The following is a 17,141-nucleotide window of genomic DNA, read 5'->3' on the forward strand; positions in this document are numbered from 1 at the left end:
TGCAAGCCAACGATAGGATGGCAAACTGTTCGCGATGTCCTCGCACAGCTGTTCGCGATGTCCCCGGTCCAAACAGGGGGGAGATCACGCTGTCCTACTGCGCCGACGGCTCCTCGGCGTCGCCCTCGTCGGCGAAGGGCGAGGCGCTCGGCACGCACTGCACCGACCAGCCGGCCGGCGTCGGTTGCTTCTGGTATTCGGTTATGGCGAAGGCGCACTGTTCGCGGGTGTCGAATGTGCTGGGCAGCACGACCATGCCGCCTTGCGGGCCGGCGATCACCAGATACCAGACTAACGCTACGCTCGGTGCCGCCATGAGTATTTCCTCGCTCTGCTTGTTTGGGAGTCGCACGATCCTAGCAACTCCGGCCCAGCGGCGAAAGCTGGGCCAAAGCGCGGCGTTAAGCCACGGCATCACAGCCGCGTGATGTCGGTCGTTTTCCGGCTGTGGTTCAGTTCACCGCAAAACAATAGAACAGGCCGTCGCCGCCGGTGCCCTTCAGCGCCTCCTGGCTGCAGCCACCGCGTGACGCATGCGAGGAATTCCACGATTTGGCGGCTGCCGAATCATCGAGGCCGGTACGATCGTGATGACCCATCATCGCCACACCTTCTGCTCCGCTCAGCGTCCAGTCGCCGCAGGTCTGGTCGGCTATTTTCGCGCCATCCGGCTTGGAGCCGGTCAAAACGTCGTGCCGGTTGGGCGTGTCGCCGCGGCCGTTGACCATTTGGCCCTTTTCGTCGAGTGCCGTCTGTTTGGTGATGGCGTTGGCATCGCTATGCAGGGAAGCGACATCATCGGCGATCTTGACGCCCTTGGCGTTGAACCACGGGCCTTTGCCGATACGGTCGCGTGCATCGGTATCGCTGGTCGAGAGATAAGCGCGCCATGTCTTGCCGGTAACGCCCGCGGCTTCGGCCAGTGAACTACAATGGGCGTCGGCGCCGGCCACACCGCCGAGATCGGCGCCTTTGCCGGAGCCGACGCTGGTGACGAAAAAGCTCATCGTTGCCTCCTGCGACGACGTGGCGCCGATAACTGCAAGCAGCGCGGTGGCAGTCAAGAGAAGCAGTCTCCGCATATGGTCCTCCGTTCCTCGAATTGTGGCACCCGAACAACGTTGGTGCCGGCGCAATTCTTCCGGCAAAATGCGATGTGTGGCTACTCCGGCTGCCGGTAGGCGACAAAGCGATTGTGCTTGGCCTGGAAGATCAGCCCGGTCTCCTTGAGCATAGGGCTGGCCAGCGGCACGATACGCTTGGCGATCTCCGAAGGGTGCGGCAGTGTTTCAGGATCCTCGCCGGGTACGGCCTGCGCCCGCATCGCGGTGCGCGTTGCCCCGGGATCGGCGGCATTGACCCTGAGCGGCAGGTTTTCGGTCTCATGCGCCCATGAACGCGTCATGGCCTCGACCGCCGCCTTCGACGCCGCATAAGGCGCCCAGAAGGCGCGTGCGGAGTGGGCAAGGCTGGAGCTCAGCACGATAGCACGGCCGGCATCTGAAAGCCTGAGCAGCGGGTCGACCGAGCGGATCAGCCGCCATGTTGCGGTGACGTTGATGGTCATCACCTTCTCGAAGGTCTTGGCCTCGACATGGCCGATCGGGGCGATGACGCCGAGCACAGCGGCGTTGGCGACCAGTATATCGAGCTTGCCCCAGCGCTCGTGGATGGCGCCGCCCAGCCGGTCGATCCCCGCCATGTCGGCAAGATCGAGCGGGACCAGCGTCGCCTGCCCGCCATCTGCCTTGATCTGGTCGTCGAGTTCTTCCAAGCCGCCGACGGTGCGAGCAACTGCAATCACATGCGCACCGGCCGCGGCAAGCTCCCTGGCGATGAAATAGCCGATACCGCGCGACGCGCCGGTGACGACCGCAACGCGGCCGGAGAGGTCAAGGCTCATACGATGGATTCCGACAGGCAAGGTGAAACCGCCGTAAGGGGCCAAGGGGACGGAGACAAACGGACCGGCAAGGCCTACGACCCACCTGCCGCCAACAGCGACAGCGTGCGCACATTGTCGGAGCCTTCGAAATCGGCAAGCCGGGTCGGATACTGACCGGTGAAGCAGGCGTCGCAGAATTGCGGCTGCTCGTTGTCGCGGCCGGCTTCGCCGACGGCGCGATAGAGCCCGTCTATCGACAGGAAGCCGAGCGAATCGACGCGGATGAACTCGGCCATCTCCTCCACCGACATGCGCGATGCCAGCAGCTTCGATTTCTCCGGCGTGTCGACGCCGTAAAAGCATGAGGCGCGCGTCGGCGGCGAGGCAATGCGCATATGCACTTCCTTCGCGCCGGCATCGCGCACCATCTGCACGATCTTCTGGCTGGTGGTGCCGCGCACGATCGAATCGTCCACCAGAACCACCCGCTTGCCTTCGATCATGCGGCGATTGGCGTTGTGCTTGAGCTTGACGCCCATGTGGCGGATCGAATCGCCGGGCTGAATGAAGGTACGGCCGACATAGTGGTTGCGGATGATGCCGAGCTCGAACGGAATGCCCGCGGCCTGTGAAAAGCCGATCGCCGCCGGCGTGCCCGAATCCGGCACCGGCACGACGATGTCCGCCTCGACCGGGCTTTCCAGCGCCAGCTCGGCGCCGATGCGCTTGCGCACTTCGTAGACATTGCGGCCTTCGACAGACGAATCCGGCCGCGCGAAATAGACATATTCGAAAATGCAGAAGCGGGTCTTCTGCGGCTCGAACGGGAACAGGCTTTCGATCCCCTTGCTGGTGACGACGACCATTTCGCCGGGCTTCAGGTCACGCACGAAACGCGCCCCGATGATATCGAGCGCACAGGTTTCCGAGGCGAGGATCCAGGCACCGTCAAGATCGCCGAGTACCAGCGGGCGGATGCCGAGCGGGTCGCGGCAGCCGATCATCTTCTTGGACGTCATCGCCACCAGCGAGAAGGCGCCTTCGACCTGGCGCACCGCATCGATAAAGCGCGAATTCAGGTCGCGCTCCTTGCTGGTGGCAACCAGATGCAAGAGCGTCTCGGTATCGGAGGTGGAAGAGAAGATGGCGCCTTGCTTCTGCAGCGCGCGCTGCACGGTCATGGCGTTGGTGAGATTGCCGTTGTGGGCGACGGCAAAGCCGCCATCGGCAAGTTCGGCGAAGAAAGGCTGGATGTTGCGCAGGCCGGAGCCGCCGGTGGTGGCATAGCGCGTGTGGCCGATGGCACGGTTGCCTTGCAGGCTGTCGATGACACGCTGCTTGGTGAAGGTGTCGCCGATCAGGCCGACATGGCGTTCGACATGGAATTGGGTGCCGTCGTAGGAAACGATTCCGGCCGCTTCCTGGCCTCGATGCTGCAACGCATGCAGGCCGAGGGTTACGATGGCTGCGGCGTCCTGCCGGCCGAAAATGCCGAACACGCCGCATTCGTCGTGGAAATGGTCGTCGGCTTCGGCGGAAAGCACGTCGTCTGCGTCTGCCATTGAGGCTGCCATTGGGGGCTCAAGCTCCGCTAAAGTCGCCATATAAGGCCATAGCGGATCGAAAGCAACGCACGTCGTGCGGCGTTCACATGATCGTCAGTCTTGATGCCTCGCCAAGCCTGCAGATTGGCAAGTCTGTCGAAATCAGTTTGCCGGCGCCGGGTTTGCAGGTGCCGGCGTCGCGGGCGCATTGTCTGCTGGCGGCGCGTCACTGTCGTCGGGTGCCGGTGCGGTGGCGTCGTCGCCGGCGGCAGGTGCTTCCGCTGCAGGCGCGTCTGGGGCCAGAGGCGTCTCGGTGGCTGGCTGATTCGGATTGAGCTTGTTGAGGATGGCGTTTTCCGGATCCTCGGGCAGCAGGCTTTCGAGCTTGGCGCCGATCGATTCGAGCAGCGGCTTTGACTTGGCGTTGGCAATCCAGCCTGGGGCCTTGGCGCCGGCCAGCCAATTGAAGAAAAGCAGAGCAACAGCGACGACCAGGATACCGCGCGCCGCGCCATAGAGGAAGCCAAGTGTACGATCGAGCGCGCCGATCCTGGAATCGATGATCCAGTCGGCGAGCTTCATGGTGATGACCGAAACGACGATCAGCGCTACAATGAAGACGATACCGGCGGCCGCGGCCATGGCGGCCTTTTCGTTGTCGATATAGGGCTGAATGTAAGGCAGCACCGGCTTGTAGAAGAAGAAGGCGGCCGCCGCGGCGGCTGCCCAGGAGATGATCGACAGGATCTCGCGCGAAAAGCCGCGAACCATGGCGAGCATCGCCGAGACCAGGGTGAAGCCGACGAGAATTCCGTCAAGCAGCGTAATCGGCATGTTTTCGCCCCACTCCGATCTCTTTTTCGCGGCTCGACGAGCCGCATCACTCTCGCTCGTCGACGCGGCTGCGCCGTGAGCCGGCTATGCGCGCCACGAGATCGGCAAGCTCGGTGGGCTGGAAAGCGCCGGCTCCGATCCCCCCGACCCCATTACAACCGACAAGTTCCTCGCTGCCCAAGGGCAGAACCGCGCTTCCGAAACCCAGCTTTTCGGCTTCCTTGAGGCGCTGCTGCGCATGTGCAACCGGCCTCACCGCACCCGAAAGGCTGATTTCGCCGAAATAGACGCAATCGGCGGGAAGGGCAAGACCGGTGAGCGAGGAAACCAGTGCCGCAGCCACCGCCAGGTCGGCCGCCGGCTCCGAAATGCGGTAGCCGCCGGCAACGTTGAGATAGACGTCGTGGGTGCCGAAGCGGACGCCGCAATGAGCTTCCAGAACCGCCAGGATCATCGACAGCCGGGCACCGTCCCAGCCGACGACGGCGCGGCGCGGCGTGCCGAGCGACGACGGTGCTACCAGCGCCTGGATCTCGACCAGCACCGGCCGTGTGCCTTCCATGCCCGCGAAAACCGCGGCGCCCGGCGACTTCGCGTGGCGTTCACCGAGGAAAAGCTCGGACGGGTTGGCGACTTCCCGCAAGCCCTTGTCCGACATTTCGAAGACGCCGATCTCGTCGGTTGGCCCGAAACGATTCTTGACCGTGCGCAGGATACGGAAGTGGTGGCCGCCTTCGCCCTCGAAATAGAGCACCGCGTCGACCATGTGCTCGACGACGCGTGGGCCGGCGATCTGGCCCTCCTTGGTGACATGGCCGACCAGAACGATCGCCGCCCCTGTGGATTTTGCGTAGCGGATCATCGCCTGGGCCGCGGCACGCACCTGGGTCACCGTGCCGGGCGCCGAATCAGCCATGTCGGTCCACAGCGTCTGGATCGAATCGAGAATGACCAGATCCGGCCGCTTGCCATCGGCGATGGTGGCGAGGATGTCCTCGACATTGGTTTCGGCGGCGAGCTCGACCGGGGTGTCGGCGACGCCGAGCCGCTGGGCGCGCAGCCTGATCTGGGCGACCGCCTCTTCACCCGAGACGTAGACGATGCGGTGGCCCTTTGCCGCCAGCGCGGCCGCGGCCTGGGTGAGCAGCGTCGACTTGCCGATGCCGGGATCGCCGCCGACCAGCAGCGCCGAGCCGCGCACGAAGCCGCCGCCCGTGGCGCGGTCGAGCTCGCCGATGCCGGAGACGATGCGCGGCGCGTCCTCGATGTCGCCGGACAAGGTGGTGAGCACTACGGCGCGACCCTTGCGCGCGTTACGGCTATTGGCCGGACCCGAGCCGATGCCGCCGGACGTACCTTCCTCGACCAGCGTGTTCCACTCGCCGCACGCATCGCATTTGCCGGCCCAGCGCTGATGCACCGAACCACAATTCTGGCAGATGAACTGGACGCGCGATTTGGCCATCAGGCGTGGCCCGGTTCGGGTGTGGCAGGTGCCAGCGCAGGATAGGGAGGCGGGACAGCGCCCCCCTCTGTCCTGCCGGACATCTCCCCCACGAGGGGGGAGATCGGACTGAACGTAGGATTTCGCCAATTTTCCGCGTCGCAAAAAAGAGTGGCGTCGCGAGTGACGGCCAATCTCCCCCCATGTGGGGGAGATGTCCGGCAGGACAGAGGGGGGCGCCGTAGAGCGCCGACCGCATTTTCGGGGCGTGGTTTAGCGAGCTGGTTCAAATTCAGTGCTTCTTGGCGAGAGCGCGAACTTCGGCAAGCGCCTCGTCGAGCAATTCCGGGTTGGGTGGCAGCATCTGCGAGTTGTAGATGGAAATCATCCCCTGTGTCTGGGTGGCAAACTCCGGCTCCGCTTTCCGCGCTTCCTCAGTGATCGCATCCACGTAAAACAGGAAATTCTGCCCGGCCAGAACAGGCACACCGCATCCACCCATGATCAGAGTGGTCGTGGAGACCACGCCATTCGGTTCCGGTTTGCCCTTGAACACCTCGGCAATCTCGTATCGTACGTTAACCAGTATTCGGCCATCACCCTCATCAGGCGGAACAGTTCCAAGTTTGATTGGGCTAAGCTCAGTTTCAGTAACCATGCCTCGGAATACCAGGGAGGCCTCCGCAAACGCTCGCTGCGGCGTCCAATGTGGAGGCATGGAACAAGCAGAGGCGGTTGCGAGGGCGGCAACCGCGCCAATGAGCGCAAAAGCAAGAACGGCGGCGCGTCTGAAGTGGTTACCCATGCTACTCAAACCGATCCGGCAAATGATGTTCCTCGGCAAGGTCGGAGAAGCGGGTGAACTCGCCCTGGAAGGCGAGGCTGACCGACCCCGTTGGGCCGTGGCGCTGCTTGGCGACGATGACTTCGGCCTTGCCGCGCATTTCGTTCATCTCGTGTTCCCATTTGATGTATTCGTCGGTGCCCGGCTTCGGCTCGCGGTTCTTCAGGTAGTATTCCTCGCGGTAGACGAACAGCACCACGTCGGCGTCCTGCTCGATCGAACCGGATTCGCGCAGATCCGAAAGCTGCGGGCGCTTGTCGTCGCGGCTCTCGACCTGGCGCGACAGCTGCGACAGCGCAATGATCGGCACCGCCAGCTCCTTGGCTAGCGCCTTGAGCCCGGTGGTGATCTCGGTGATCTCCTGGACGCGGTTTTGCGATGATTTCGCGCTCGACCCCTGCATCAGCTGGATATAGTCGATGACGATGACGTCGAGGCCGCGCTGGCGCTTCAGGCGACGTGCCCGGGCGGACAGCTGAGCAATGGAAATGCCGCCGGTCTGATCGATGAACAGCGGGATTTTCTGCATCGTCTGCGAGCACGCGACGAGCTTTTCGAAATCCATCTCGCTGATCTCGCCGCGCCGGATTTTCGACGACGGGATTTCGGTCTGTTCGGAGATGATGCGGGTGGCCAGCTGTTCGGACGACATTTCGAGCGAAAAGAAGCCGACGACGCCGCCATTGGCCGCTTTGAACGACCCGTCGGCCTGCTGCGCCGGGACGTAGGCCTCGGCGATATTGAAGGCGATATTGGTGGCGAGCGAGGTCTTGCCCATGCCGGGGCGCCCCGCAATGATGATCAGGTCGGACGACTGCAGGCCGCCCATGCGGCGGTCGAGGTCGCGCAAGCCGGTGGCGACGCCCGACAGATGCCCGTCGCGCATATAGGCGGCATTGGCCATGTCGACGGCGGTCTTGACGGCGTCGGTGAAGCTCTCGAAGCCGCCATCATAGCGGCCGGTCTCGGCCAACTCGAACAGGCGCCGCTCGGCATCCTCGATTTGGTCGGAGGGCGACATGTCGACCGGCGCGTCATAGGCGATGTTGACCATGTCCTCGCCGACGGTGATCAGCGCGCGCCGCGTGGCCAGATCGTAGATGGCGCGGCCATAGTCGGTGGCGTTGACGACCGTGACGGCCTCGACCGCCAACCGCACGACATATTGCGCCACCGTCATGTCGCCGACCTTCTCGTCGGCCGGCAGGAAGGTCTTCAGCGTGATTGGCGTCGCGATCTTGCCCATGCGGATGAGCTCGGCCGCGACCTCGAAGATCTTTCTATGCAGCGGCTCGTAGAAATGGCCGGGCTTCAGGAAGTCGGAGACGCGGTAGAAGGCATCGTTGTTGACCAGTATGGCGCCGAGCAGCGCCTGCTCGGCCTCGATGTTGTTCGGCGCCTCGCGATAGAGCGGTGTTTCCGCCACGCCGAATTTTCGTGCTGCCTCTGCCATGATGTCCCCGGTCCTGATCCCCGGTCTCTCGATATCAGAACGAGACAAGTCGGTGATGACTTATCTGCATCAGTCCCCAACCAACCAACTTTGATGCCCGCGATTCACAGCCAGGTTCTTTCGGTGGAAAGAATCTCAATTGACTCGAATCAAGATGGCGAGCCTAGCCGTTCTTGGGCGAGAACAAAACAGGAAAATAGCTGCCGGTCATTCCGGCAAGGCATCACCCCACTCCAGTCGCCGTGCGGCCTTGAACGTCTCGCCATCGCGCTTGGTGAACAGTCGCTCGGCAGCACTTCCATCCTGTTGGCAAAGCTTCAGCAAGACCTTGCCGGAGCCAGACTTCGGCGGTCCGATCACTCGCGCTCGAGGCGGAGTGGCCGGATGGCGGGAAGCCGCGACAAAGATGAATTTCTCGTCCTCCCACGGCACCTCGGCATCCTTGGCCAGACGGTGCAGGCGCGAGCGGGCGACCCGGCGGGCGAAATGGCACCAGTCGGGAGCGACGAGAGGGCAGGGCGCCTCATGCGGGCAGGGCGCAAGCACGTGCGCCCCCGTATCGATCAGCTGCCGCCGCACGGCAAGAATACGCTGCCAGCCGGCCGGCGTGCCCGGCTCGACGACCAGCAGCGTGTCGGCGGTCAGCTGCCAGAGCCGGTCGACGAGTTTTGCCAGCGATGCCGGCGCGATCTCATCCAGCACATAGGCTGAAGTCACCAACTCGGCCGGCTCCAGATCGACCAGGTCGACGGTGACGTCGCCGGTCCGCCAGGCGGTCCTGGCCGTGATCGCATGCGCGGCAAGTGCTTCGCCGACCCTTCGTACCGCGGCGCCGGCCTCGAGCAGCACCGCCTGCTGGAGATCAGGCCAGAGATTGATTGTGGCCCAAAGCACCGTGCCAGGGCCGGCGCCGACATCGAGCAGCGTTCTCGGAGCATAATCGGGCCGCGCCTCGCTTACCGCGTCGAGGCTGGCGCGGACGGCAGCATAAGTCGCCGGCAGCCGCGTTGCCAGATAGGCCTTCACCGCCATGTCTTCGGCCATGTGCAGGCGACCGTCGCGCAACTCTGCGCGGTAGCGGTCCGACAGCGTCTTTGCCGCTTGCTTAAGCATCGGCAACGGCACCTGTTCGAGAAGGCGATCGACGCCTTGTCTAAGCGGGACGGGCAGTTCCATCGCTTAGACAGTCCGAGGTGAGAGCAGAATGACCGAGGCGCCAACGATGCAGATCGCGGCACCGGCAAGATCCCAGCGGTCGGGGTGCACGCCTTCCGCCAGCCACAGCCAGGCCAGCGAGGCGGCAATGTAGATGCCGCCATAGGCGGCGTAGGCCCGGCCCGCGGCGCTGGTGTCGACCAGCGCCAGCAGCCACGCGAATAGCACCAGCGAGACGAGACCGGGCGCCAACCACAGCGGCGATTTTTCCAGCCGCCACCATGTCCAGAACGAAAAGCAGCCGGCGATCTCGGCAAGTGCGGCAGCGACGTAGAGGAGGTAGGTCATAAAAAGGTCCCGCGTTGACGGGAGCCTTTTCAGCGTGCCAGTCGGCAAATGGCAAGCGGCAATGGCGCGATCGCCGGCCGTCTACTCCGGATCCACCATTTTGCGGCGGCGAGCGGGCTTGGCCGCCGGAGCCTTTTCACGACGTCCAAGATCGCGCATCTCCAGCGCCTTCTCACAATTGGCCATGTAGTCGCGCGTCATCGGCAGCGTGTCGTTCTTCTTGGCAATCTGGATCTGGAAGATCACCAGATCTTGCCAGCGGAACGCAGCTTCCGAGGCGGCAAGATAGAACTCCCACATACGGCAGAAGCGCTCGTCATAAATCGCCTTGGCCTTGTCGCGGTTGGCCGCGAAGCGTTCGCCCCAATGCTTCAGCGTCTCGGCATAATGCAGCCGCAGAACCTCGATGTCGGTGACGACGAGCCCCGATTTTTCGATGGCCGGCATCACTTCGGAGAGCGACGGAATATAGCCGCCCGGGAAGATGTATTTGCGGATGAAGGCGCTGGTCGCCCACGGCACGCCGGAGCGGCCGATCGTATGCAGCAGCATGACGCCGTCCGGTTTCAGCAGCGTCGCCGACTTGTCGAAGAAGGTGCGGAAATGATTGACGCCGACATGCTCGAACATGCCGACCGAGACGATGCGATCGAAACGTTCATTGAGTTCGCGATAGTCCTTAATGTCGAAATGAACCCGGTTTTGCAGGCCCTGCGCATGGGCGCGGTCGGTGGCAACGCCGTGCTGCTCGGTCGACAGCGTCACGCCCTGTACGTCGACGTCGAACGCCTTGGCGAGATAAAGGCCAAGCCCACCCCAGCCGGAGCCGATATCGAGCACCGTCTGGCCGGCCTTCAGCCTGAGCTTGGCGGCAATATGGCGCTTCTTGGCCGCTTGTGCCTCGTCGAGGGTCATATCCGGCTGCTCGAAATAAGCGCAGGAATATTGCATGTCCTCATCGAGGAAGAGGCGGTAGAGGTCGCCCGACAGATCGTAATGGCGCTGCACGTTGCGGCGCGCCCGCGACGCCGTGTTGATCTGCTGCAGGCGCCGGAAGGCGTGGCGCAGACCTTCGATCGCTTTCGACCAGGTGGCATCGATACCGCCGCTGCCCATGTTCTGGAAGGCAATCCGCATCACCCCCAGCACGCCGCCCTCGAGAATGTCGAGTTCACCGTCCATGTAGGCTTCCGGCACCGCCAGCATCGGATCGAAAGTGATGGCGCGCTCGGCATGCCTGGTCTTGATGTGCATGTGCACCGGTTCGCCGCTGCCGTCACCGAAAGTCACCATCGAGCCTTGCGGCCCTGTCACCTTGAGATTGCCTGTGCGGACCAGGCGGTCGAGAATGCGTTTCAGCAGAATATTCATGACCAAATGTCCCCTCTCGGTCAGACAGGCTGTCTTATTCTGCATCAAGATATAGGGGTTCGAAAAGTTCCATTTGGCATAAAAATGCCCGGGTACGAGGCCCGGGCATTGGTCCAGAATAGCGATTAGCCGGCGAATGCCGACGAATGACGATCAGCCGTTGTCTTCGCCGCCCTCGAACTCCGCATTCGGATCGAAGAAGTTTTCCGGCCGCGCATTATCGTTGATGTCCTCGCCGTAGATGGCTTCCGCGGTTGTCAGCGTTTCGCCCTTGGCCTGGCGCTCGGCTTCGTCGGCCGTGCGGGCAATGTTGAGCGTGATGGTAACCTCGACCTCCGGATGCAGCGCGATCGCCACATTGGTGACGCCAATGGTCTTGATCGGCTGGTTGAGCAGGATCTGGTTGCGGTTGACCGAAAAACCTTCCGCCGTCACCAGCTCGGCGATGTCGCGTGTCGAGACCGAACCATAAAGCTGACCGGTCTCGCCGGCTGAGCGCACGGCGATGAAGCTCTTGCCGTCGAGCTTTTCTGCAATCTGCGCGGCCTCGGACTTGCGCTCCAGGTTGCGGGCTTCCAGTTGCGCCCGCTGTCCCTCGAACTTCTTCTTGTTAGCTTCGTTGGCGCGCAGCGCCTTGCCCTGCGGCAACAGGAAATTGCGGGCGAATCCGTCCTTGACCTTGACGGTGTCGCCCATCTGGCCGAGGCGGGAAACGCGTTCGAGAAGAATGACTTCCATGGTTTTGTTCCTTCGCTTGGGCGCTATCCTCAGGATCGGCGCCGAGTTGTCTGGAACAGGTCAGAAAGCTGGGGCGTCACCGCCTGTGTCGCTGTCCTGCCTGTCGCGGCAGTTAGGATCTCGTGTCGAAATCCAACCCGGGATTTGGTGTTCGATCCGGCTACGCCCGTCGTGGCCGGTGACAAAAAGCGGGCGGCGAACCGCCCGCGTAGATTTAGCGGACCACGTAGGGCAGCAGGCCGAGGAAGCGGGCACGCTTGATCGCCTTGGCGAGTTCGCGCTGCTTCTTCTGGCTGACGGCGGTGATGCGCGATGGCACGATCTTGCCGCGCTCGGAGATGTAGCGCTGCAGAAGCCGCACGTCCTTGTAGTCGATCTTCGGCGCGTTGGCGCCAGAGAACGGGCAAGTCTTGCGGCGGCGGTGGAAGGGGCGCCGGGTTGGGATCTGATTGATGTCGACCATTATTCTGCGGCTCCTTCAAAGCCTTCGCGCGGACGGCGCGGGCCACGATCGGCACCGCCATCGCCGAAGCTGCGCGGCGGACGATCACCACGGTCACCGCGATCGCGGTCGCCGAATGAGCGCGGGCCACGGTCGCGGTCGCCGAAGCCGCCGCGTTCCGAGCGCTCTTCGCGCTTCTGCATCATTGCCGACGGACCTTCCTCATGCGCATCGACCTTGATGGTCAGGAAACGCAGTACGTCCTCGGACAGACCCATCTGGCGCTCCATTTCGTTGAGCGCGGCCGGGGGGCAGGTGATGTCCATGAGTGTATAATATGCCTTCCGGTTCTTGTTGACCCGGTAGGTGAGGGACTTCAGTCCCCAGTTCTCGACCCGGCCGACGGACCCGCCATTCGCGGTGATGACGCCCTTGTACTGTTCGACAAGCGCATCGACCTGCTGCTGCGAGAGGTCCTGCCGAGCAAGAAACACATGTTCGTATAGAGCCATAGTGTTCGTGCCTTTCTTCGTTTCTCTCCCGGTTCCCGGCGGCAAAAGCCTCTGCAACTTCTCTGACCCGCAATCCTTGCGAAGGCGGGGAAGAAAGGAGCATGACGAGACGGTCGAGAGCGGAGACACGGGAGGCGGAAGCGCTTCTGGCTTCACGCGAAGGTTTCGAAAAACCTCCGGCCCTCCGTTCAGCCCCCAGCAAGGACCGGCAGATTGCGGGCGTCTATACAGGAATTTGGCCGCAAGGCAAGGGCAAACGGCCGACGTGTCGTAAGCAGATGAGTTGTCCGGATTAGGTAGCACATGAGTTGTCCGGTCTTATTGGGCTGCTGGCCTCATTCGCAAGGTCTTACGGATTCCCTGCCCGGACCCAAGAATGTTTTCCTGCATTTCGCCTGACAAAACAAACCGGATGCCCTGTTCGTATAATCGCGGGAGACGGTCGAGGTAACGCCAACAAATCGAACAGCTCTACGCAGTCGGCAATCAGCTGCAACAATTCCCGTCTCTCGACGACACGATCGGAGTTCGCGCATCACGCTGCAACTTCAGCTGCCTCAGCTCGTGTGTGCAGCCACTTTGCCTGTGGTTTCGGGGAAGAAATCGGGCGCCGCATGGCGCTTGCCGAACATCATGTCGTATTGCAGCAGACGGAAGTCGCGGATTGCCGGGTCGATCTCTTTCTGACGCGACCAATCGGGGGTGGCCTCGCCCCCCGGTGCCAACAGCAAATTACGGTCGATGACGCGGTAGCGCTCTCGCAACTGGCCGAGGAAGCCGGTGTAATAGGGATGGCTGATGCCGGCCGTTTTCAGGATATGGTAGGGCAGGAAGGCCGGGCTGACGGCGCCCAGATCCTCGGAGGGGCCGCTGCGGTTCGACCAGACGATCAATGGCGTCTGGTGGTGCTGCAGCATCTGGTCGGCCGGCTCCTTGCGCGGCGCGACATTGTCCTTCAGGAAACCGGTCTCGACGTAGACCGGCCCAAGCGGCGGCAGGTGATCGCCGAAGAATGCGATGACGGTCGGCCGCTCGCGTTTCTTCGCCCATTCGATCAGCCGCTCGAGGCCGCGGTCCGCGTCGGAAGAGCCTTCGGCGTAGCTCAACAGCGATTCACGTGCCCATTGGCTGATCGGCGCCTGCACCTTGTGGGTCGGATTGGTATAGCGATACGGCTCATACGGCCCGTGGTTCTGCAGGCTGACGGCGAAAAAGAAGACCGGCTCGGCGCTGGTATCGGCTTCGCGGATGATCTCGTCGGTCATCGCTGCGTCCGACGCGAGCGGTCCGCGCTTCTGCATGGGCGGCAACGTCTCCTCGGACTTGAAGTCGTTGAAGCCGAAATCGGCATAGACGGCCCCCCGGTTCCAGAACCAGTTGGTGCCGGGATGGATGGCGCGCGCTCGGTAGCCCTGACTTTTCAGGAAGGTCGCCAGCGAGGGAGTCGGTGTCCGCACATATTGCTGGTAGGGAATGCTGCCCGCCGGCAGGAAGGCGTTGGAAAAGCCGGTCAGGGCCTCGAACTCGATGTTGGCCGTCATGCCGCCGAACTCGGGCGAGAACATGTAGCCCGTGCGCAGTGCCCGCACATTGGGGATAGGGTCGGGTGTGATGGTGACGCCGGGCAGCTTGGTCGGATCCCAGAAGGATTCGCTCATCACGACGATGATGTCGGGCTTCTCGGCAGGTACCGAGGCGATCACCTGCGGTTTGCCGATCGCTTCGATCGCCTTGTCGGAATAGCCGGGCGGCGCCGAGACATGCGCCATCGGGACGTTCAGCGCGAAGGCGAGCGCAAAACCGTTCGAGGCATAGTTTTCCTTCTGGTCCCACATAATCGGGATGATCTGCAGCCGGTCGCGCGTCCACGAGAAAGTGGCATAGTCCATGATGGAGACGAAGAAAGCGATCAGCGGCACCGTCAGCGTCAGCCGGGCAAGGCGGCCCTTGTGGCTGAGCGCCGGAACGCGGCGGCGCCATAACCGCCAGCCATAGACGAGCAGCGACAGCCCGCCGACGATGCCGATCGCCAGGGCAATGGCGGTTCCCGGGCGATCGCGGACCAGGAGTGGCATCAGTGCCACGATCTGCCGGGAATAGAGGAAATCGGTCGGATAGAGCGGATCGCCGAGATAGAGCGACTTCTGGTGGCCGACGAACGCCAGCGACAATGTCAGCGGCGCGACGATCATCAGGCTCTGATGGCTGCGGCCGAGCACGGCGTCGAGGCCGATGAGGATCAGCGCAAAAATGATGATCGTGGTCCAGCCGGGTTTGAAAGGCTGCAGAAAGAAATCAATGGTGCCGGCAAAGTTGCCGCGCACGATCAGTTCGATGGCAAACACCAGGATAGCCGCAGCCAGCAAGCTGATAAGGCCATAGCGGATGACAGGCCATCTGCGCGCCGGCAGATAGCCAGTCGACGGATCGCCTTCAAGAAACTGTGGCGCCGCCTCGGCTGCGCTCTGCTTGGTCTTTGCCACTTCAATAGTTCCCCGGCCCGCAACAAAGGCGTCACTCGATTGTCATCGAACTGTCACGCAAAGCCTAGCGCCTGCGGCGGAAATAAGAAGAGCCAGCAAACAAATCGTGAGCGGTTTTCATCATGAGTGATCGCCAAAAAGCCTGCCGAAACAGGCACTCGGCCGACGCCGAGCGGTCAAGGTTGGACTTGACTTGGGCGCACGCCTTGCGTCACAGGCAGCGAGAACCAGCAGCTGGGAGCCGACGATGGCCATCGCATTCACCTTTCCGGGGCAGGGCAGCCAGGCTGTCGGCATGGGCAAGGACCTCGCCGATACTTTTGTGGAATCGCGGCAGATCTTCGAGGAAGTCGACGACGCGCTCGGTGAAAAACTATCGCAGCTGATCTGGGAAGGCCCGGAAGAGACGCTGACGCTGACCGCCAATGCTCAGCCGGCGCTGATGGCGGTGTCACTTGCCGCAGTCCGGGCGCTGGAGGCGCGCGGCTTCTCCCTGAACGGCAAGGTCACCTATGTCGCCGGCCATTCGCTCGGTGAATATTCGGCACTTGCGGCCGCTGGTTTCGTTTCGGTCGCCGACGCCGCCCGGCTGTTGCGTATCCGCGGCAATGCCATGCAGGCGGCTGTACCGGCCGGCGAGGGCGCGATGGCGGCGATCATCGGGCTGGAACAGGCCGACGTCGAGGCCGCTTGCGCAGAGGCCGCCCAAGGCACCGCCAAAGATCCCGCGCAAGCCTTGGTGTGCCAGATCGCCAACGACAATGGCGGCGGCCAGCTGGTGATCTCCGGCGCCAGGCCGGCGGTCGAACTGGCGGCGAAGCTATGCACGGAAAAGGGCGCCAAGCGGGCGCTGATGCTGCAGGTCTCGGCGCCCTTCCATTCGGCATTGATGAAGCCTGCGGCCGAGATCATGCGGGAGGCGTTGGCCGCCGTGACGAAGCGTGCGCCGGTCGTGCCGCTGGTCTCGAATGTTACTGTGACCCCGACGAGCGATCCTGACGAGATTGCCCGCCGCCTCGTCGAACAGGTGATCGGGCGCGTGCGCTGGCGCGAAACGGTGGAGTGGTTCGGCAGCAACGGCGTTGCGACGCTTTACGAAGTGGGCGCCGGCAAGGTGCTGTCGGGGCTGGCCCGCCGCATCAACCGCGATATTGCCACCACTGCCATCGGATCCGCGGCGGATGTCGAGGCGGCGCTGGCGGCGCTTGCATAATCAACTGGCGATTTGACCCCGCTCCATGCAAAGGGTGTTCGCTCAGATCAGGAGGCAAGAATGTTCGAATTGACCGGCCGCAAGGCGCTCGTCACCGGCGCATCGGGAGGTATCGGCGAGGCGATCGCCCGCGTGCTGCACGGCCAGGGCGCCATCGTCGGCCTGCATGGCACACGTATCGAGAAATTGGAGGCGCTGGCCGCCGAATTGGGCGACCGGGTCAAGCTTTTCCCGGCCAATCTTTCCAACCGCGACGACGTCAAGGCGCTCGGCCAGAAGGCGGAGGCCGACCTCGAAGGCGTCGACATCCTCGTCAACAATGCCGGCATCACCAAGGACGGGTTGTTCGTGCGCATGGCTGACGCCGACTGGGATAGCGTGCTCGAGGTCAACCTGACCGCCGTGTTCCGGCTGACCCGCGAGCTTACCCATCCGATGATGCGGCGCCGCCATGGCCGCATCATCAACATCACTTCAGTGGTTGGCGTCACCGGCAATCCCGGCCAGACCAATTACTGCGCCTCCAAAGCCGGTATGATCGGCTTTTCCAAATCGCTGGCGCAGGAGATCGCCACCCGCAATATCACCGTCAACTGCGTCGCCCCGGGCTTCATCGAATCGGCGATGACCGCCAAGCTCAACGACAAGCAGAAAGAGGCGATCATGGCGGCGATCCCGACCCGGCGCATGGGCACGGGCGCCGAAGTCGCCTCTGCCGTCGCCTACCTCGCTTCCAACGAGGCAGCCTACGTCACCGGCCAGACCATTCATGTCAATGGCGGCATGGCAATGATCTAACACTTGGGAAAACGCTTCATTCCGTCTTGGATGCATGGGATTTTTCGTGTAATGCCGCCCGCAACCCGGCGGTTCGG

At 63.0% G+C, this 17,141-nt stretch carries 17 protein-coding genes; 2 read left to right on the top strand and 15 right to left on the bottom strand.

The annotated features are described in order from the left end of the window. Positions 1 to 94: 94 nt before the first annotated feature. The 15 genes from NKH42_RS26855 to NKH42_RS26925 all read right to left on the bottom strand — a co-directional run bounded on the left by NKH42_RS26855 (position 95) and on the right by NKH42_RS26925 (position 15,053). Entirely contained in the window at positions 95 to 316 is a 222-nt protein-coding gene (locus tag NKH42_RS26855) for a hypothetical protein (RefSeq protein WP_254820234.1), read from the bottom strand. 136 nt (positions 317 to 452) lie between these two features. Then, a complete protein-coding gene (locus NKH42_RS26860) occupies positions 453 to 1,082 on the bottom strand; it encodes a hypothetical protein (RefSeq protein ID WP_352507943.1) in 630 nt (209 codons plus the stop codon). 80 nt (positions 1,083 to 1,162) lie between these two features. After that, complete coding sequence (locus NKH42_RS26865) at positions 1,163 to 1,903, bottom strand: SDR family NAD(P)-dependent oxidoreductase (RefSeq protein ID WP_352507942.1); 741 nt, start codon at positions 1,901 to 1,903, stop codon at positions 1,163 to 1,165. A 74-nt stretch (positions 1,904 to 1,977) separates the two neighbouring features. After that, a complete protein-coding gene (purF, locus tag NKH42_RS26870) occupies positions 1,978 to 3,447 on the bottom strand; it encodes an amidophosphoribosyltransferase (protein WP_352479226.1) in 1,470 nt (489 codons plus the stop codon). A 144-nt stretch (positions 3,448 to 3,591) separates the two neighbouring features. Then, positions 3,592 to 4,263 (bottom strand): CvpA family protein, encoded by a 672-nt coding sequence (locus tag NKH42_RS26875; RefSeq protein ID WP_254820238.1) that lies wholly within the window; start codon positions 4,261 to 4,263, stop codon positions 3,592 to 3,594. Between the two features lie 46 nt (positions 4,264 to 4,309). Further along, on the bottom strand, positions 4,310 to 5,728 hold the full coding sequence (gene radA, locus NKH42_RS26880) for a DNA repair protein RadA (RefSeq protein ID WP_352507941.1): 1,419 nt from the start codon (positions 5,726 to 5,728) through the stop codon (positions 4,310 to 4,312). Between the two features lie 271 nt (positions 5,729 to 5,999). Beyond that, positions 6,000 to 6,512 carry a hypothetical protein gene (locus NKH42_RS26885; RefSeq protein ID WP_352507940.1) on the bottom strand — a complete coding sequence of 171 codons (513 nt, stop codon included), beginning with the start codon at positions 6,510 to 6,512 and terminating at the stop codon, positions 6,000 to 6,002. Position 6,513: 1 nt separating this feature from the next. Further along, positions 6,514 to 8,004, bottom strand: a complete 1,491-nt coding sequence (locus NKH42_RS26890; protein WP_023677714.1) for a replicative DNA helicase — start codon at positions 8,002 to 8,004, stop codon at positions 6,514 to 6,516. 207 nt (positions 8,005 to 8,211) lie between these two features. Continuing rightward, positions 8,212 to 9,180, bottom strand: a complete 969-nt coding sequence (locus NKH42_RS26895) for a small ribosomal subunit Rsm22 family protein (RefSeq protein ID WP_352974654.1) — start codon at positions 9,178 to 9,180, stop codon at positions 8,212 to 8,214. 3 nt (positions 9,181 to 9,183) lie between these two features. Beyond that, positions 9,184 to 9,507, bottom strand: coding sequence for a YnfA family protein (locus NKH42_RS26900; protein WP_352507938.1), 324 nt, complete (start codon positions 9,505 to 9,507; stop codon positions 9,184 to 9,186). Between the two features lie 81 nt (positions 9,508 to 9,588). Continuing rightward, on the bottom strand, positions 9,589 to 10,878 hold the full coding sequence (locus NKH42_RS26905; protein WP_352507937.1) for a cyclopropane fatty acid synthase: 1,290 nt from the start codon (positions 10,876 to 10,878) through the stop codon (positions 9,589 to 9,591). Between the two features lie 153 nt (positions 10,879 to 11,031). Continuing rightward, a complete protein-coding gene (gene rplI, locus NKH42_RS26910; RefSeq protein WP_254820243.1) occupies positions 11,032 to 11,616 on the bottom strand; it encodes a 50S ribosomal protein L9 in 585 nt (194 codons plus the stop codon). A 214-nt stretch (positions 11,617 to 11,830) separates the two neighbouring features. Further along, positions 11,831 to 12,079: a 30S ribosomal protein S18 gene (rpsR, locus tag NKH42_RS26915; protein ID WP_006203718.1), complete on the bottom strand. Its 249-nt coding sequence runs from the start codon at positions 12,077 to 12,079 to the stop codon at positions 11,831 to 11,833. Further along, positions 12,079 to 12,570 (bottom strand): 30S ribosomal protein S6, encoded by a 492-nt coding sequence (rpsF, locus tag NKH42_RS26920; protein ID WP_254820244.1) that lies wholly within the window; start codon positions 12,568 to 12,570, stop codon positions 12,079 to 12,081. The genes rpsR and rpsF overlap by 1 nt, the downstream gene beginning before the upstream one ends. Before the next feature lie 557 nt (positions 12,571 to 13,127). Beyond that, complete coding sequence (locus NKH42_RS26925) at positions 13,128 to 15,053, bottom strand: LTA synthase family protein (RefSeq protein ID WP_352507936.1); 1,926 nt, start codon at positions 15,051 to 15,053, stop codon at positions 13,128 to 13,130. Positions 15,054 to 15,300: 247 nt separating this feature from the next. Between NKH42_RS26925 and fabD the strand changes: the two genes are divergently transcribed. Both fabD and fabG read left to right on the top strand, forming a co-directional pair. After that, positions 15,301 to 16,266 (top strand): ACP S-malonyltransferase, encoded by a 966-nt coding sequence (gene fabD / locus NKH42_RS26930; RefSeq protein WP_352507935.1) that lies wholly within the window; start codon positions 15,301 to 15,303, stop codon positions 16,264 to 16,266. Between the two features lie 60 nt (positions 16,267 to 16,326). Then, positions 16,327 to 17,064: a 3-oxoacyl-[acyl-carrier-protein] reductase gene (fabG, locus tag NKH42_RS26935; RefSeq protein WP_352453223.1), complete on the top strand. Its 738-nt coding sequence runs from the start codon at positions 16,327 to 16,329 to the stop codon at positions 17,062 to 17,064. Positions 17,065 to 17,141: the final 77 nt, after the last annotated feature.

Source organism: Mesorhizobium sp. M1142, from assembly GCF_040318565.1.
Taxonomy (GTDB): domain Bacteria; phylum Pseudomonadota; class Alphaproteobacteria; order Rhizobiales; family Rhizobiaceae; genus Mesorhizobium.

What these genes read in the sequence shown, in the direction of transcription:
- fabG (WP_352453223.1), top strand. Translation starts at nt 16,327, where the DNA reads ATGTTCGAATTGACCGGCCGCAAGGCGCTCGTCACCGGCGCATCGGGA.
- purF (WP_352479226.1), bottom strand. Translation starts at nt 3,447, where the DNA reads ATGGCAGACGCAGACGACGTGCTTTCCGCCGAAGCCGACGACCATTTC.
- radA (WP_352507941.1), bottom strand. Translation starts at nt 5,728, where the DNA reads ATGGCCAAATCGCGCGTCCAGTTCATCTGCCAGAATTGTGGTTCGGTG.
- NKH42_RS26885 (WP_352507940.1), bottom strand. Translation starts at nt 6,512, where the DNA reads ATGGGTAACCACTTCAGACGCGCCGCCGTTCTTGCTTTTGCGCTCATT.
- rpsR (WP_006203718.1), bottom strand. Translation starts at nt 12,079, where the DNA reads ATGGTCGACATCAATCAGATCCCAACCCGGCGCCCCTTCCACCGCCGC.
- rplI (WP_254820243.1), bottom strand. Translation starts at nt 11,616, where the DNA reads ATGGAAGTCATTCTTCTCGAACGCGTTTCCCGCCTCGGCCAGATGGGC.
- NKH42_RS26865 (WP_352507942.1), bottom strand. Translation starts at nt 1,903, where the DNA reads ATGAGCCTTGACCTCTCCGGCCGCGTTGCGGTCGTCACCGGCGCGTCG.
- NKH42_RS26905 (WP_352507937.1), bottom strand. Translation starts at nt 10,878, where the DNA reads ATGAATATTCTGCTGAAACGCATTCTCGACCGCCTGGTCCGCACAGGC.
- NKH42_RS26895 (WP_352974654.1), bottom strand. Translation starts at nt 9,180, where the DNA reads ATGGAACTGCCCGTCCCGCTTAGACAAGGCGTCGATCGCCTTCTCGAA.
- NKH42_RS26890 (WP_023677714.1), bottom strand. Translation starts at nt 8,004, where the DNA reads ATGGCAGAGGCAGCACGAAAATTCGGCGTGGCGGAAACACCGCTCTAT.
- rpsF (WP_254820244.1), bottom strand. Translation starts at nt 12,570, where the DNA reads ATGGCTCTATACGAACATGTGTTTCTTGCTCGGCAGGACCTCTCGCAG.
- NKH42_RS26875 (WP_254820238.1), bottom strand. Translation starts at nt 4,263, where the DNA reads ATGCCGATTACGCTGCTTGACGGAATTCTCGTCGGCTTCACCCTGGTC.
- NKH42_RS26855 (WP_254820234.1), bottom strand. Translation starts at nt 316, where the DNA reads ATGGCGGCACCGAGCGTAGCGTTAGTCTGGTATCTGGTGATCGCCGGC.
- NKH42_RS26900 (WP_352507938.1), bottom strand. Translation starts at nt 9,507, where the DNA reads ATGACCTACCTCCTCTACGTCGCTGCCGCACTTGCCGAGATCGCCGGC.
- NKH42_RS26860 (WP_352507943.1), bottom strand. Translation starts at nt 1,082, where the DNA reads ATGCGGAGACTGCTTCTCTTGACTGCCACCGCGCTGCTTGCAGTTATC.
- fabD (WP_352507935.1), top strand. Translation starts at nt 15,301, where the DNA reads ATGGCCATCGCATTCACCTTTCCGGGGCAGGGCAGCCAGGCTGTCGGC.